Annotated in this window: 16 protein-coding genes; 5 read left to right on the top strand and 11 right to left on the bottom strand. The window is 73.1% G+C overall.

What is annotated here, in order from left to right; translation table 11 throughout:
* Positions 1–2: 2 nt before the first annotated feature.
* Positions 3–371, bottom strand: a complete 369-nt coding sequence (gene hisI / locus ACF07V_RS10625) for a phosphoribosyl-AMP cyclohydrolase (RefSeq protein WP_369143715.1) — start codon at positions 369–371, stop codon at positions 3–5.
* 84 nt (positions 372–455) lie between these two features.
* On the opposite strand from hisI, the gene ACF07V_RS10620 reads away from it, so the two are divergent.
* Positions 456–1,091 (top strand): TIGR03085 family metal-binding protein, encoded by a 636-nt coding sequence (locus ACF07V_RS10620; protein ID WP_392153037.1) that lies wholly within the window; start codon positions 456–458, stop codon positions 1,089–1,091.
* 6 nt (positions 1,092–1,097) lie between these two features.
* Here ACF07V_RS10620 and ACF07V_RS10615 read toward each other — a convergent pair whose 3' ends face one another.
* From ACF07V_RS10615 to hisD, 10 genes are all read right to left on the bottom strand, one after another.
* Positions 1,098–2,336, bottom strand: coding sequence for an MFS transporter (locus tag ACF07V_RS10615; RefSeq protein ID WP_392153036.1), 1,239 nt, complete (start codon positions 2,334–2,336; stop codon positions 1,098–1,100).
* 2 nt (positions 2,337–2,338) lie between these two features.
* Entirely contained in the window at positions 2,339–2,926 is a 588-nt protein-coding gene (locus ACF07V_RS10610; protein ID WP_392153035.1) for an ArsR/SmtB family transcription factor, read from the bottom strand.
* A 118-nt stretch (positions 2,927–3,044) separates the two neighbouring features.
* Positions 3,045–3,800 (bottom strand): imidazole glycerol phosphate synthase subunit HisF, encoded by a 756-nt coding sequence (hisF, locus tag ACF07V_RS10605; protein ID WP_392153033.1) that lies wholly within the window; start codon positions 3,798–3,800, stop codon positions 3,045–3,047.
* Positions 3,797–4,195 (bottom strand): RidA family protein, encoded by a 399-nt coding sequence (locus tag ACF07V_RS10600; protein WP_392153032.1) that lies wholly within the window; start codon positions 4,193–4,195, stop codon positions 3,797–3,799. The genes hisF and ACF07V_RS10600 overlap by 4 nt, the downstream gene beginning before the upstream one ends.
* A complete protein-coding gene (priA, locus tag ACF07V_RS10595; protein ID WP_392153030.1) occupies positions 4,192–4,917 on the bottom strand; it encodes a bifunctional 1-(5-phosphoribosyl)-5-((5-phosphoribosylamino)methylideneamino)imidazole-4-carboxamide isomerase/phosphoribosylanthranilate isomerase PriA in 726 nt (241 codons plus the stop codon). The genes ACF07V_RS10600 and priA overlap by 4 nt, the downstream gene beginning before the upstream one ends.
* Positions 4,914–5,561 carry an imidazole glycerol phosphate synthase subunit HisH gene (gene hisH, locus ACF07V_RS10590; RefSeq protein WP_392153029.1) on the bottom strand — a complete coding sequence of 216 codons (648 nt, stop codon included), beginning with the start codon at positions 5,559–5,561 and terminating at the stop codon, positions 4,914–4,916. Before hisH ends, priA begins: the two co-directional genes overlap by 4 nt.
* Entirely contained in the window at positions 5,558–5,722 is a 165-nt protein-coding gene (locus ACF07V_RS10585; protein ID WP_184930073.1) for a hypothetical protein, read from the bottom strand. The genes hisH and ACF07V_RS10585 overlap by 4 nt, the downstream gene beginning before the upstream one ends.
* A gap of 2 nt (positions 5,723–5,724) precedes the next feature.
* Positions 5,725–6,318, bottom strand: coding sequence for an imidazoleglycerol-phosphate dehydratase HisB (hisB, locus tag ACF07V_RS10580; RefSeq protein WP_030492957.1), 594 nt, complete (start codon positions 6,316–6,318; stop codon positions 5,725–5,727).
* Positions 6,315–7,427: a histidinol-phosphate transaminase gene (locus ACF07V_RS10575; protein ID WP_392153027.1), complete on the bottom strand. Its 1,113-nt coding sequence runs from the start codon at positions 7,425–7,427 to the stop codon at positions 6,315–6,317. The genes hisB and ACF07V_RS10575 overlap by 4 nt, the downstream gene beginning before the upstream one ends.
* Positions 7,428–7,432: 5 nt before the next feature.
* Complete coding sequence (gene hisD / locus ACF07V_RS10570) at positions 7,433–8,767, bottom strand: histidinol dehydrogenase (RefSeq protein WP_392153025.1); 1,335 nt, start codon at positions 8,765–8,767, stop codon at positions 7,433–7,435.
* Between the two features lie 194 nt (positions 8,768–8,961).
* Here hisD and ACF07V_RS10565 point away from each other — a divergent pair, with 194 nt between their 5' ends.
* The 4 genes from ACF07V_RS10565 to ybaK all read left to right on the top strand — a co-directional run bounded on the left by ACF07V_RS10565 (position 8,962) and on the right by ybaK (position 13,007).
* Entirely contained in the window at positions 8,962–10,572 is a 1,611-nt protein-coding gene (locus ACF07V_RS10565; RefSeq protein ID WP_392153024.1) for an oxidoreductase, read from the top strand.
* Between the two features lie 104 nt (positions 10,573–10,676).
* Positions 10,677–11,729, top strand: coding sequence for a hypothetical protein (locus tag ACF07V_RS10560; RefSeq protein ID WP_392153023.1), 1,053 nt, complete (start codon positions 10,677–10,679; stop codon positions 11,727–11,729).
* 11 nt (positions 11,730–11,740) lie between these two features.
* On the top strand, positions 11,741–12,478 hold the full coding sequence (locus ACF07V_RS10555; RefSeq protein ID WP_392153022.1) for an LON peptidase substrate-binding domain-containing protein: 738 nt from the start codon (positions 11,741–11,743) through the stop codon (positions 12,476–12,478).
* A 31-nt stretch (positions 12,479–12,509) separates the two neighbouring features.
* Positions 12,510–13,007, top strand: coding sequence for a Cys-tRNA(Pro) deacylase (gene ybaK / locus ACF07V_RS10550; RefSeq protein WP_392153021.1), 498 nt, complete (start codon positions 12,510–12,512; stop codon positions 13,005–13,007).
* Positions 13,008–13,054: the final 47 nt, after the last annotated feature.

The following is a 13,054-nucleotide window of genomic DNA, read 5'->3' as shown; positions in this document are numbered from 1 at the left end:
CCTTACTGGGAGACGGGGAGCACGTCGGCGTCGAAGCAGGTGCGGGCGCCGGTGTGGCAGGCGGCTCCGACCTGGTCGACCTTGACGAGGAGGGTGTCGGCGTCGCAGTCGAGGGCGACGGACTTGACGTGCTGGACGTGCCCGGAGGTGTCGCCCTTGACCCAGTACTCGTTGCGGCTGCGGGACCAGTAGGTGCAGCGGCCGGTGGTGAGCGTGCGGTGGAGGGCCTCGTCGTCCATCCAGCCGAGCATCAGCACCTCACCGGTGTCGTACTGCTGGGCGATGGCGGGGACGAGCCCGTCGGCGCTGCGCTTGAGGCGGGCGGCGATGGCCGGGTCGAGGTCGCTGGGGGTCCGGGGCGTGCTGCTCATGGCGCCATTGTGCCGCGATCCGGGGCGGTGTCCGGCGGGGCGTCCACTGGGCGGACCGGAGTGCCCGGCCGTACGCTGGCGGACATGTCGACCCATGCGAAACGTGAACGGCTTCTGCTCGCCGATCTGTTGGAGGCGGCGGGCCCGGACGCGCCCACGCTCTGCGAGGGCTGGCGGACCCGGGACCTCGCGGCCCATGTGGTGGTGCGGGAACGGCGTCCGGACGCGGCGGCGGGTTCCCTCGTACCGGCGCTGAAGGAGCGGCAGGAACGGGTGCAGGCGGAGTTCGCCGACAAGCCGTACGAGGAGCTGATCCAGCTCATCCGGACGGGCCCCCCGCGGTTCTCGCCGTTCACCATCAAGCAGGTGGACGAGGGTGCGAACGTCGTCGAGTTCTACGTCCACGCGGAGGACGTCCGGCGGGCGCAGCCCGACTGGTCGGCGCGTGAGCTGGACCCGGTCTTCGCGGACGCCCTCTGGTCCCGTCTGGAGCGGATGGCCCGGCTGCTGGGCCGCAAGGCGCCGGTGGGCCTGGTCCTGCGCCGTCCGAACGGCCAGACGGCGGTCGCCCACCGCGGCACCCCGGTGGTCACGGCCTCCGGGGAGCCGGGCGAGCTGGTGATGTACCTGTACGGCCGCCAGGACTCGGCGAAGGTGGCGCTGGAGGGCGAGCCGGAGGCGATCGAACGGCTGCGGGAGACGAAGCAGCTGGGGATCTGACCCGGGCTACCGGGGCAGTTCGGCGCGGCGGAGGGCCGGGACGGCGAGGGTGTACACGCCGGCCAGGGCGCAGATCGAGGCGCTCACGGCGAAGACCGGGCCGGGGCCCCACAGGCCGATCGCCGCGCCGGTGACGGGGAAGGACAGCGGGGCTATGCCCAGGCTGGCGAGGCTGGAGACGGCGGTGACCCTGCCGAGGTAGGCGGGGTCGCACTCGGTCTGGACGAGGGCGTTGACCAGTGCCCCGGAGAGTCCGGCGAGCAGGCCGACGGCCAGGGCGACGGCGGCGGCGACGGGCAGGTACGGCGTGAAGGCGAGGGCGCCGATGGAGACGGCGCCGACCGTCATGGTCCAGCCGCTGACGGCCCCGGCGCGCGGGACGCGTCCTCGTACGGTGAGGAGCAGGGAGGCGGCGCCCGCGCCCGTACCGAAGCCGGCGAGGATCCAGCCGATGCCTGAGGCACCCCAGCCGCGCTGTTCGGAGAGGACGGCGAGGCCGACGTTGAGGGGGCCGACGAAGCCCAGGTCGCTGAGGAGCACGACGATCATCAGCGGGCCGAGGACGCGGTGGCCGCGCAGATAGCGCAGTCCGTCGGCGAGGTCGCGCAGGGCGGTGCCGTCGCGGGCCTCGTCGGCGCCGGGGAGCGGGCGGAGCCGGAGCGCGCTCAGCAGGGGCAGCGAGAGGGCGAAGAGCAGTCCGGCGACGCCGAAGGCGGTGGCCGGGCCGCCGAGGGCGACGGCGAGGCCGCCGAGCGGGGCGCCGAGGACGGCGCCGGAGCGGTACGCGAGCCCGCGCATGCCCTGGACGCGGGCGAGCTGGTCGCGCTCGGCGATCCGGGGCGGGAGGGCGCCGACGGCGGGCAGGAAGAGGGCGTCGACCACGCCGAAGACGAGGGCGACGGCGGCGAGCACCCACAGGCCGGGCGAGGCGAGGAACAGGGTCGCGGCGAGGCCGAGGACGACCAGGGCGCGGACGGTGTCGGAGGCGATGACGACCCGGCGGGGGCCGAGGCGGTCGGCGACCACTCCCCCGCCGAGCATGAGCAGCGCGCGGGGTACGGCGGAGACGGCCATGACCAGTCCGGCCTGGGCGGGGGTGCCGCCGCTGACGGCGGTCCAGGAGAGGGCGAGGTAGTAGACGCTGTCGCCGAGGGTGGAGGCGGTGAAGGCGCCGAGCCAGCGCAGGACGTTGAGGTCGCGGTGGGCGGGGCGGGCGGGGGCGGGCGCGGTCGTCGTCATCGTCATGGTCAGCCTCGGTAGGGGAAGCCGTGGAGGTGGACGGCGACGTTCTCGCGGCCCTCGGTGTCGCCGGCGGCCTCGGCGGCGCGGGCGGCCTGGTCGTACTTCTTGAGCAGCGCGTCGAGCTCCTTGCCGAGGGCGGCGAGCTCGGGGGCGGTGAGGCGCGGCAGCCATTCGGAGCTGATGGCGGCGGAGCGCCACTCGTCGGACCAGGTGTGGCGCTCGTCGCGGAAGCGGGCGTACATCTGGCTGCGCTGCTCGTCGACGGTGCGGCCGAAGGCGGCGGACGCGGCGGCGAGCTCGGGGGCGTCACGGACGTCCTCGTCGTGGATGCTGATGCCGTACGAGCTGGGCTGCCACCACCGCTCCCGCCCGTCCGCCGACTGCGCCTCGGCCTCCTCGATGAGGCCGTGCTCGGCGAGCTTGCGCAGGTGGTAGCTGACGAGGGAGACGGCCTCGTCGACCTGCTCGGCGAGCTGGGAGGCGGTGGCGGTGCGGGCCACGTGCAGGGCGCGGTAGAGGCGCATGCGCAGCGGGTGCGCGATGGCTTTGAGGGTGCCGAGATCGGTGATCCGGCGGTTCTCCGACGAGGTCATGACATGGACGGTAGATGCGAAAGAAAACTTGCGCAACAGATATTGCGCAACTAATCCTGCGTATCCGGTGAAAGGAAAGGGCCCCCGAAGGGGCCCCTTCCGCAAGCGGAACCTCGGCTCAGCGGACCGGGTGGCCCGCCTCCCGCAGCGCGTCCTTGACCTGCGAGATCCGCAGGTCGCCGAAGTGGAAGACGGAGGCCGCGAGCACCGCGTCCGCGCCCGCCGCCACGGCCGGGGCGAAGTCGGCGAGCTTGCCGGCGCCGCCGGAGGCGATCACCGGGACCGTGACGTGCTTGCGCACGGCCGCGATCATCTCGGTGTCGTAGCCGTCCTTCGTGCCGTCGGCGTCCATCGAGTTGAGCAGGATCTCCCCCGCGCCGAGCTCGGCGGCCCGGTGCGCCCACTCGACGGCGTCGATGCCGGTGCCCTTGCGGCCGCCGTGCGTCGTCACCTCGAAGGAGCCCGAGGCGGTGCGGCGCGCGTCCACGGACAGGACCAGCACCTGCCGCCCGAAGCGCTCCGCGATCTCCTGGATCAGCTCGGGGCGCGCGATGGCGGCGGTGTTGACGCCCACCTTGTCGGCGCCGGCCCGCAGCAGCTTGTCGACGTCCTCGGCCGAGCGGACGCCGCCGCCGACCGTGAGCGGGATGAAGACCTGCTCGGCGGTGCGGCGCACCACGTCGTAGGTGGTCTCCCGGTTGCCGGAGGAGGCGGTGATGTCGAGGAAGGTCAGCTCGTCGGCGCCCTCGGCGTCGTACAGCTTGGCCATCTCGACGGGGTCGCCCGCGTCCCGGAGGTTCTGGAAGTTGACGCCCTTGACGACCCGGCCGTTGTCCACGTCCAGGCAGGGAATCACCCGTACGGCGAGACTCATGCGGCATCACCCCGGTAAGCCTCGACCTCGACCTCGACCACAAGACGCGGGTCGACGAAGCCGGAGACGATGATCATGGAAGCGGCGGGGCGGACGTCGTCGAACAGCTCCTTGTGGGCGCGGCCGACCTCCTCCACGTCCCGGGCGTGGGTGATGTACATCCGGGTCCGGACGACGTGCTCCGCGCCCAGGCCCAGCTGCTTCAGGGCGTCGAAGGCCACGTTGAAGGAGTTGACGGCCTGGTCGTACGGGCCGCCGTCGGCGATCTTGCCGTCGACCACCGAGGTGCAGCCGGAGACCAGGACGAGGCCGTTCGGCAGCTCCAGCGCGCGGGAGTAGCCGAACTCCTCCTCCCAGGGGGCGCCGGTGACGACCCTGCGGATCTCGGAGGTCACGACGCCACCGCCGCGAGCGCCTCTTCGAGGGTGAAGGCCTTGGCGTACAGCGCCTTGCCGATGATCGCGCCCTCGACGCCCACCGGGACCAGGCCGGACAGGGCCCGCAGGTCGTCCAGGGAGGACACGCCGCCGGACGCGACGACGGGCTTGTCCGTGGCCGCGCAGACGTTCTTCAGGAGCTCCAGGTTGGGGCCCTGGAGGGTGCCGTCCTTGGCGATGTCGGTGACGACGTAGCGGGAGCAGCCCTCGGAGTCGAGGCGGGCGAGCGTCTCGTACAGGTCGCCGCCGTCGCGGGTCCAGCCGCGGCCGCGCAGGGTCGTGCCGCGCACGTCGAGGCCGACGGCGATCTTGTCGCCGTACTGGGCGATGACCTTGGCGACCCACTCGGGGGTCTCCAGGGCGGCGGTGCCGAGGTTGACGCGGGTGCAGCCGGTGGCGAGGGCGGCGGCGAGCGAGGCGTCGTCGCGGATGCCGCCGGAGAGCTCGACCTTGATGTCCATGGCCTCGGTGACCTGGCGGACCAGGTCGCGGTTGTCGCCGGTGCCGAAGGCGGCGTCCAGGTCGACCAGGTGGAGCCACTCGGCGCCGGCGCGCTGCCAGGCCAGGGCGGCCTCCAGCGGGGAGCCGTAGGAGGTCTCGCTGCCGGACTCGCCGTGGACGAGCCGGACGGCCTGGCCGTCGCGGACGTCGACGGCGGGGAGGAGTTCGAGAGTGCTCACAGGGTTCCGATCCAGTTGGTGAGGAGCTGGGCTCCGGCGTCGCCGGACTTCTCGGGGTGGAACTGGGTGGCCCAGAGGGCGCCGTTCTCGACGGCGGCGACGAAGGGCTCGCCGTGGGTGGCCCAGCTGACCTTGGGGGCGCGGATGTTGGGGTTGCCGACCTCCAGGGTCCACTCGCGCACCGCGTAGGAGTGCACGAAGTAGTACCGGGCGTCGGCGTCGAGGCCCGCGAAGAGCTGGGTGTCGGCGGGCGCGTCGACGGTGTTCCAGCCCATGTGGGGGACGACGGGGGCGTTCAGCGGGCCGACCGTGCCGGGCCACTCGTCGAGGCCTTCGGTCTGCACGCCGTGCTCGATGCCCTCGGCGAAGAGGATCTGCATGCCGACGCAGATGCCCATGACCGGGCGGCCGCCGGAGAGCCGGCGGCCGATGATCCAGTCGCCGCGGGCCTCCTTGAGGCCCTGCATGCAGGCGGAGAAGGCGCCGACGCCGGGGACGAGGAGCCCGTCGGCGTTCATGGCCCTGTCGTAGTCGCGGGTGATCTCGACGTCGGCGCCGACCCGGGCGAGCGCGCGCTCGGCGGAGCGCACGTTGCCGAAGCCGTAGTCGAAGACGACGACCTTCTTCGGGGAGACCGTGCTCATGACCACACGTCCAGACGCAGCACGCCGGCGGAGAGACACATCGCGGCGCCGATGGAGAGGAGCACGATGAGGCCCTTGGGCATCTGCTGCTTGACGAAGGAGTAGATGCCGCCGAGCAGGAAGAGCCCGACGAGGATGAGGATGGTGGAGAGGCCGTTCACGACTAGAGCGCGCCCTTCGTGGAGGGGAGGATTCCGGCGGCGCGCGGGTCGCGCTCGGAGGCGTAGCGCAGGGCCCGGGCGAGTGCCTTGAACTGGCACTCCACGATGTGGTGGGCGTTGCGGCCGTACGGCACGTGGACGTGCAGCGCGATCTGCGCCTGGGCGACGAAGGACTCCAGGATGTGCCGGGTCATCGTCGTGTCGTACGAGCCGATCATCGGCGCCATGTTCTCGGGCTCGGTGTGCACGAGGTACGGGCGGCCGGAGAGGTCGACGGTGACCTGGGCGAGCGACTCGTCCAGCGGGACGGTGCAGTTGCCGAAGCGGTAGATGCCGACCTTGTCGCCGAGGGCCTGCTTGAAGGCGGCGCCGAGGGCGAGGGCCGTGTCCTCGATGGTGTGGTGCGAGTCGATGTGCAGGTCGCCGTCGGTCTTGACGGTCAGGTCGAAGAGCCCGTGCCGGCCGAGCTGGTCGAGCATGTGGTCGTAGAAGCCGACCCCGGTCGACACGTCGACCTTTCCGGTGCCGTCGAGGTCGATCTCGACGACGACGGAGGTCTCCTTGGTGGTGCGCTCAACGCGGCCTACGCGGCTCATCGCTTCTGCTCCTTCATCAGTTCACGGACCGCGTCGAGGAACGCGTCGTTCTCTTCGGGGGTGCCGGCGGTGACCCGCAGCCATCCCGGTACGCCGTTGTCCCGGACCAGGACGCCCCGGTCGAGGATCGACTGCCAGGCCGCGTGCGCGTCGGGGAACTTCCCGAACTGCACGAAGTTGGCGTCGGAGTCGGTGACCTCGCAGCCGAGGGCGCGCAGCTCGGTGACGAGGCGGTCGCGCTCGGCCTTGAGCTGCTCGACGTACCCGAGGAGGGTGTCGGTGTGCTCCAGGGCGGCGAGCGCGGTGGCCTGGGTGACGGCCGAGAGGTGGTACGGCAGGCGGACCAGCTGCACGGCGTCGACGACGGCCGGGTGGGCGGCGAGGTAGCCGAGACGGAGCCCGGCGGCGCCGAAGGCCTTGGACATGGTCCGGGAGATCACCAGGTTCGGGCGCCCCTCGATGAGGGGCAGCAGCGAGTCGCGGTGGCTGAACTCCACGTACGCCTCGTCCACGATCACCATGGAGGGCTTGGCCGCCTGGGCCGCCTCGTACAGGGCGAGGACGGTGCCGGCCGCGACCGCGGTGCCGGTGGGGTTGTTGGGCGAGGCGATGAAGACGACGTCCGGCGCGTTCTCGGCGATGGCCTGGACGGCCGCCTCGACGTCGATCGTGAAGTCCTCGTTGCGCGGCCCGGAGATCCAGCCGGTGCCGGTGCCGCGGGCGATCAGGGCGTGCATCGAGTACGAGGGCTCGAAGCCGATCGCGGTACGGCCGGGGCCGCCGAAGGTCTGCAGCAGCTGCTGGAGGACCTCGTTGGACCCGTTGGCCGCCCAGACGTTCTCGACGCCGACACGGTGCCCGCCGGTGCGGGTGAGGTAGGCGGCGAGCTCGGTGCGGAGCTCGATCGCGTCGCGGTCGGGGTAGCGGTTGAGGCCGCGGGCGGCCTTGGCGACCCGCTCCGCGATCCGGGCCACCAGGGGCTCGGGCAGCGGGTAGGGGTTCTCGTTGGTGTTCAGCTGGACGGGGACGTCGAGCTGGGGCGCGCCGTAGGGGGACTTGCCGCGCAGCTCGTCCCGGACGGGCAGGTCGTCGATCTTGATCTGGCTCACTTGCTCTACGGCACCTTCCAACCGAAACGGGCCTTGACGGCGGCGCCGTGGGCCGGGAGGTCCTCGGCCTCGGCGAGGGTGACGACGTGGTGGGCGACGTCGGCGAGGGCGTCGCGCGTGTAGTCCACGATGTGCACGCCGCGCAGGAAGGACTGCACGGAGAGACCGGAGGAGTGGCAGGCGCAGCCGCCGGTGGGCAGGACGTGGTTGGAGCCGGCGCAGTAGTCGCCGAGCGAGACCGGCGCCCAGGGGCCGACGAAGATCGCGCCGGCGTTGCGGACGCGGTCGGCGACGGCGGCGGCGTCGGCGGTCTGGATCTCCAGGTGCTCGGCGCCGTACGCGTCGACGACCTTGAGGCCGTCGGCGAGGTCGCGGACGAGGACGATCGCGGACTGACGGCCGGCCAGGGCCGGGACGATCCGGTCGTCGACGTGCTTGGAGGCGGCGACCTGGGTCTTCAGCTCGGCCTCGGTGGCGGCGGCCAGTTCGTCCGAGTCGGTGACGAGGACGGAGGCGGCCATCGGGTCGTGCTCGGCCTGGCTGATGAGGTCGGCGGCGACGTGCACGGGGTCGGCGGTGGAGTCCGCGAGGATCGCGATCTCCGTGGGGCCGGCCTCGGCGTCGATGCCGATGCGGCCCTTGAGGAGGCGCTTGGCAGCGGCCACGTAGATGTTGCCGGGGCCGGTGACGAGGTTGACGGGGGCACAGCCGGGCTCGTCGGCCGTTCCCTCCGTGCCGTACGCGAACATGGCGATGGCCTGGGCGCCGCCGGCGGCGTAGACCTCGTCGACGCCGAGCAGGGCGCAGGCGGCCAGGATCGTCGGGTGCGGCAGGCCGCCGAACTCCCTCTGCGGGGGCGAGGCGATGGCCACGCCCTCGACGCCGGCCTCCTGGGCCGGGACGACGTTCATCACGACGGAGGACGGGTAGACCGAACGGCCGCCCGGCACGTACAGACCGACGCGCTCGACGGGGATCCACTTCTCGGTGACCGTGCCGCCGGGGACGACCTGGGTGGTGTGGGTGGTGCGGCGCTGCTCGCGGTGGACGAGCCGGGCGCGCCGGATGGACTCCTCGAGGGCGGCGCGGACGGCCGGGTCGAGCTCGTCGAGGGCGCGGCTGATCGCCTCGGCCGGGACGCGCAGGCTCCCGACGCGGACGCCGTCGAATTTCTCCCCGTAGTCGATCACCGCCGCTGCGCCATGATGCCGTACGTCCTCGCAGATCGGCCGCACCTTCTCCAGGGCGGCTTCCACGTCGAACTCGGCACGGGGCAGCAGGTCGCGCAGTGCGGAACCCTCGGGGAGGGTCTCGCCGCGCAGATCGATTCGAGAGATCACGGGTCAATTCTCTCAGACGGCCCACAGCGCCGGTCGCCCGTATCACTGGCTGATACACGCCACGGTGGCGTCTCCTCGCCACTCCTGACCGTTAGCGTTCAGCCCGTCACAGCGCGGGAAGAACGACTGTACGAATCCACGAATCCCGGGAAGCGGAATCGTGGGAGCGCATCGGGGAAAGCGAGGGGGCGGCAGTGACCGAGCCGCACGAGGACGGGATGCCGGAGGGTCTCACGGGCCCGGAGCGGGCCGTGTGGCGGGCGTTCCGGATCGGCAGGACCTGCGATCTCACGGAGGGCATCGCGGAGCGGGACGACCCCTTCGGGGGACGGGAGTGGGGGGAGGAGCGGAGCGTCCGCGCCGACGTGGTGGCGCTGCTGCTGCTCGACGGGCCGCCGGCGCGGTCCGGGCGGGTGGCCGCGCTGAAACTGCGCGGGGTCAGGATCACCGGCGTGCTGAACCTGGCGGGCGGGACGATAGGGCCGTACGTGGAGCTGCACGGCTGCCGGTTCGACGGCGAGGTGGTGCTGCCCGAGGCCCGGTTCGGCACGCTGCGGATGATCGAGTGCGTGCTGCCGCGCCTGGAGGCGGCCCGGCTGCACACGGAGGGGGACCTGCACCTGCCGCGCTGCCGGGTGCGCCGCGGCATCCGGCTGACGGACGCCCAGATCGGCACGGACCTGCTGATCAACCAGATCCAGGTGTGGCCGGACCGGCGCGGGCGGGCGATCACGGCGGACGGGATGGTGGTCGCCCAGGACCTCCAGGCCGAGCTGATCGAGACCCACGGGGAGCTGAGCCTGCGCGGGGCGAAGGTGGGGGTCTCGCTCAGCCTCCGGGGCAGCGTGCTGCGCGGGGCCCAGGGCCGCCGCGCGCTGAACGCCCCGCAGCTGACGGTGGAGCGCTCGCTCTATCTGAACGCGGCCTGGGTGTACGAGGAGACGGGCTCGGGCCGGACGGGGAACACCACGGCCACCCCGCCGTACGGGGTGACGCCCGCGCAGGGCACCCGCCGCAAGCCGGTGGAGTGCCACGGCGGGGTGCGGCTCGACGACGGCCGCTTCGGTGACGCGGTGGACCTGCACAGCGCCCGGTTCCTGCTGAACGGCGCGCGCCGGGACGAGCTGTCGCTGCGCCGGATCGTCACCCCGGAGCTGCGGTTCAACGGCGAGCGGCCGGAGGAGGGCCGGGTCGTGCTCAACGGCGCGAAGGTCGTCACCCTGATCGACCTGTCGACGAGCTGGCCGGGACCCGGCGGGCTGGCGATGGGCGGCTTCGTCTACGAGAACCTCGTGCCGTACGGACACTTCCCGCTGGCCCGGCGGCTCGAGTGGGTGGCGGCGGCCACCCCGGAGTACGCCCCCGAGCCCTACGAGCGGCTCGCGACGGTCCTGCGGAACAGCGGCGAGGACGCCGACGCCCGCGAGGTGCTGCTCGCCAAGCAGCGGCGCAGACGGGAGACCCTGCCGATCGCGGGGAAGCTGTGGGGCTACCTCCAGGACTGGACCGTGGCGTACGGCTACCGGCCGGGCCGGGCGGCGCTGTGGATGGCCGTGCTGTGGGCGGCCGGCACGGTGGCCTTCTCCCACTACCGCCCGATACCGATGAAGGCGGACGAGGCGCCCGAGTGGAACGGCACGCTGTACGCGCTCGACCTGCTGCTTCCCGTGATCAACCTGGGCCAGGACGGCTACTGGCGGCTCGAAGGCATGTGGCAGTGGGCGGCGGCGGCCCTGATCCTCCTCGGCTGGATCCTCGCGACGACCGTGGCGGCGGGCGCGACACGGTTGCTGCGGAGGGGCTGAGGACGGCGGCCCCCGCCGAGGGGGTGAGGACGGTGTCACCACCAGGTGAGAGTGCTGTCGCGACCTCGTGATGCGGCTGCCGGGGCGGGCCGGGCCGGGGGAGAATGCACAGCACCATGTCCTTCCTCCGCGCCCTGGTCGGCACCCTCCGCTCGGCCCGGCACGCACCGCGGCTCGCCGCGGGGTTCGTGCCGGACGACGACGTGCTGCTCGACGCCCCGGACGAGCGGCTCGCCCCCGCCCTGGTCGCCGCCGCCCTCGGCGATCCGGAGCCCGCGGCGAAGCTGCTCGCCACCACCCGGGACGGCGGCGAGTGGGAGGACCGCGACCGGTACGTGACCCGGCTCGCCACCTTCGCGTACAGCAGGGGCGACTGGCTCACCCGCTGGGTCTCCACCACACCCCGCGATCCCGACGCGCTCCTCGTCTCCGCGCAGCTCGCCGTCCGCCGCGCCTGGGAGTCCCCGGCGCGGGCCGAGCGGCTGCGCGAGCTCGCCCCGCTGATCCGGGAGACCGCCGAGGAGGCGCCGCACGACCCGGTGCCGTGGCGGCTGGCGCTCGACCACGCGCGCGGGGCGCACGCCGGACACGCGGTCTTCGAGTCGCTGTGGGAGCAGGCCGTGCGCCGTTCCCCGCACCACTACGGCTGCCATGTCGCCGCGCTGAAGTACCTCTCCGCGCAGTGGTACGGCTCGCACCGCGCCGCCTTCGACTTCGCCGAGCAGGCCGCCGACGACGCCGCCCCCGGCTCGCTCGTCGGGGCGCTGCCGGTCCGCGCGGCCTACGACGGGCTCCGGGTGCCGCCGGGTCCCGACGGGTCCGTGCCGGCCGCGCGGGTCGACCGGGCGGTGGTCCGCGCCCTGGCCCTGTCGGCGGAGTTCCCGGCGGGCGACCCGTGGCCGGCCGAGGTCCGCAACCTGCTCGCGTACGTGCTGGTGGAGCTGGGGCGCTGGGAGGAGGCGTGGGGGGAGTTCGGGCGGATCGGCCCGTTCGCGACCTCGTTCCCCTGGGGTGCCGCGCGGGCTGCCGCGGCGGGGGACCCCCTCCTCCGCTTCCTGGCCGCGCGGGACCGGGTACGGGGCGAACTGGCCCGCCGGACACCTCTCCGTGGCTCGGGTCGTGGAAGGGCCGGACGGGGCGGGCCCGGCGGCCATTAGGCTTGGCGGCTGTGACCACCGCTCGCCTGCCTCTCTTCCCGCTCAACGCGGTGCTGTTCCCCGGCCTCGTGCTGCCGCTGAACGTCTTCGAGGAGCGTTATCGCGCCATGATGCGCGAGCTGCTCACGATCGACGACGCGGAGCCGCGCCGATTCGCCGTCGTCGCCATCCGCGACGGCCGCGAGGTCGCGCCCACGGCTCCGGGCATGCCGGACCGGACGGCGCTGCCGGAGAAGGGCCCGTCGGCGGGCTTCGGCTCCGATCCCATCCAGTCCTTCCACCGGGTCGGCTGCGTCGCCGACGCGGCGTCGATCCGGGAGCGCGCCGACGGCAGCTTCGAGGTGATGGCGACCGGTACGACCCGGGTGAAGCTGCTGTCGGTCGACGCGACCGGGCCGTTCCTGACGGCCGAGGTCGAGGAGATCCCCGAGGAGCAGGGCGAGGAGGCGGGCACGCTCGCCGAGGGGGTGCTGCGCGCCTTCCGTAGCTACCAGAAGCGGCTCGCCGGTGCCCGGGAGCGTTCCCTGACGACGAGTGAGCTGCCGGACGAGCCCTCGGTGGTGTCGTACCTGGTCGCGGCGGCCGCGGTGCTCGACACCCCGTCCAAGCAGCGGCTGCTCCAGGCGCCGGACACGGCGACCCGGCTGCGGGAGGAACTGACGCTGCTGCGCGCGGAGACCGCGGTGCTGCGGCATCTGCCGTCGCTGCCGGTGGTGGACCTGACGCAGACCCCGACGTACCCGAACTGATCCGACCGGGCCCGGCCCAGGAAGAACGCGCGTGGCGAAGAAGCAGAAGAAGAACAGCGGAGGCACTCCGGCGACGGTGGCCCTGACGGCGGCCGGCACCCCGTTCACCCTGCACGCGTACGAGCACGACCCGGCCTCGCCCTCGTACGGCGAGGAGGCGGCGGAGGCCCTCGGCGTCTCCCCCGACCGGGTCTTCAAGACGCTGGTCGCGGACGTCGACGGCGAGCTGACGGTCGCGGTGGTCCCGGTGGCGGGCCAGCTGGACCTGAAGGCCCTGGCCTCGGCGGTCGGCGGGAAGCGGGCCGCGATGGCCGACCCGGCTGCTGCGGAGCGCACGACGGGGTACGTCCGGGGCGGCATCTCCCCGCTGGGCCAGCGCAAGCGGCTCCGTACCGTCCTCGACTCCTCGGCCTCGGACCACGCGACGGTCTGCATCTCGGCGGGCCGGCGCGGCCTCGAGGTGGAGCTCTCCCCCGCGGACCTGGCCGCCCTCACCTCGGCGGTCCTGGCCCCGATCGGCCGCGCCTGAGCTCGGGCACGGCGAAGGGCCTGCCCGACGCGAACGGTCGGACAGGC

The organism is Streptomyces sp. NPDC015661 (assembly GCF_043077765.1).
GTDB lineage: Bacteria > Actinomycetota > Actinomycetes > Streptomycetales > Streptomycetaceae > Streptomyces.
Note: the sequence above shows the minus strand (reverse complement) of the source record. Positions and strands in the feature narration are given on the sequence as shown.

Excerpts from the sequence above, each read along its gene's own strand:
- hisI (WP_369143715.1), bottom strand. The coding sequence starts at position 371 with ATGAGCAGCACGCCCCGGACCCCCAGCGACCTCGACCCGGCCATCGCC.
- ACF07V_RS10620 (WP_392153037.1), top strand. The coding sequence starts at position 456 with ATGTCGACCCATGCGAAACGTGAACGGCTTCTGCTCGCCGATCTGTTG.
- ACF07V_RS10615 (WP_392153036.1), bottom strand. The coding sequence starts at position 2,336 with ATGACGATGACGACGACCGCGCCCGCCCCCGCCCGCCCCGCCCACCGC.
- ACF07V_RS10610 (WP_392153035.1), bottom strand. The coding sequence starts at position 2,926 with ATGACCTCGTCGGAGAACCGCCGGATCACCGATCTCGGCACCCTCAAA.
- hisF (WP_392153033.1), bottom strand. The coding sequence starts at position 3,800 with ATGAGTCTCGCCGTACGGGTGATTCCCTGCCTGGACGTGGACAACGGC.
- hisH (WP_392153029.1), bottom strand. The coding sequence starts at position 5,561 with ATGAGCACGGTCTCCCCGAAGAAGGTCGTCGTCTTCGACTACGGCTTC.
- hisB (WP_030492957.1), bottom strand. The coding sequence starts at position 6,318 with ATGAGCCGCGTAGGCCGCGTTGAGCGCACCACCAAGGAGACCTCCGTC.
- ACF07V_RS10560 (WP_392153023.1), top strand. The coding sequence starts at position 10,677 with ATGCACAGCACCATGTCCTTCCTCCGCGCCCTGGTCGGCACCCTCCGC.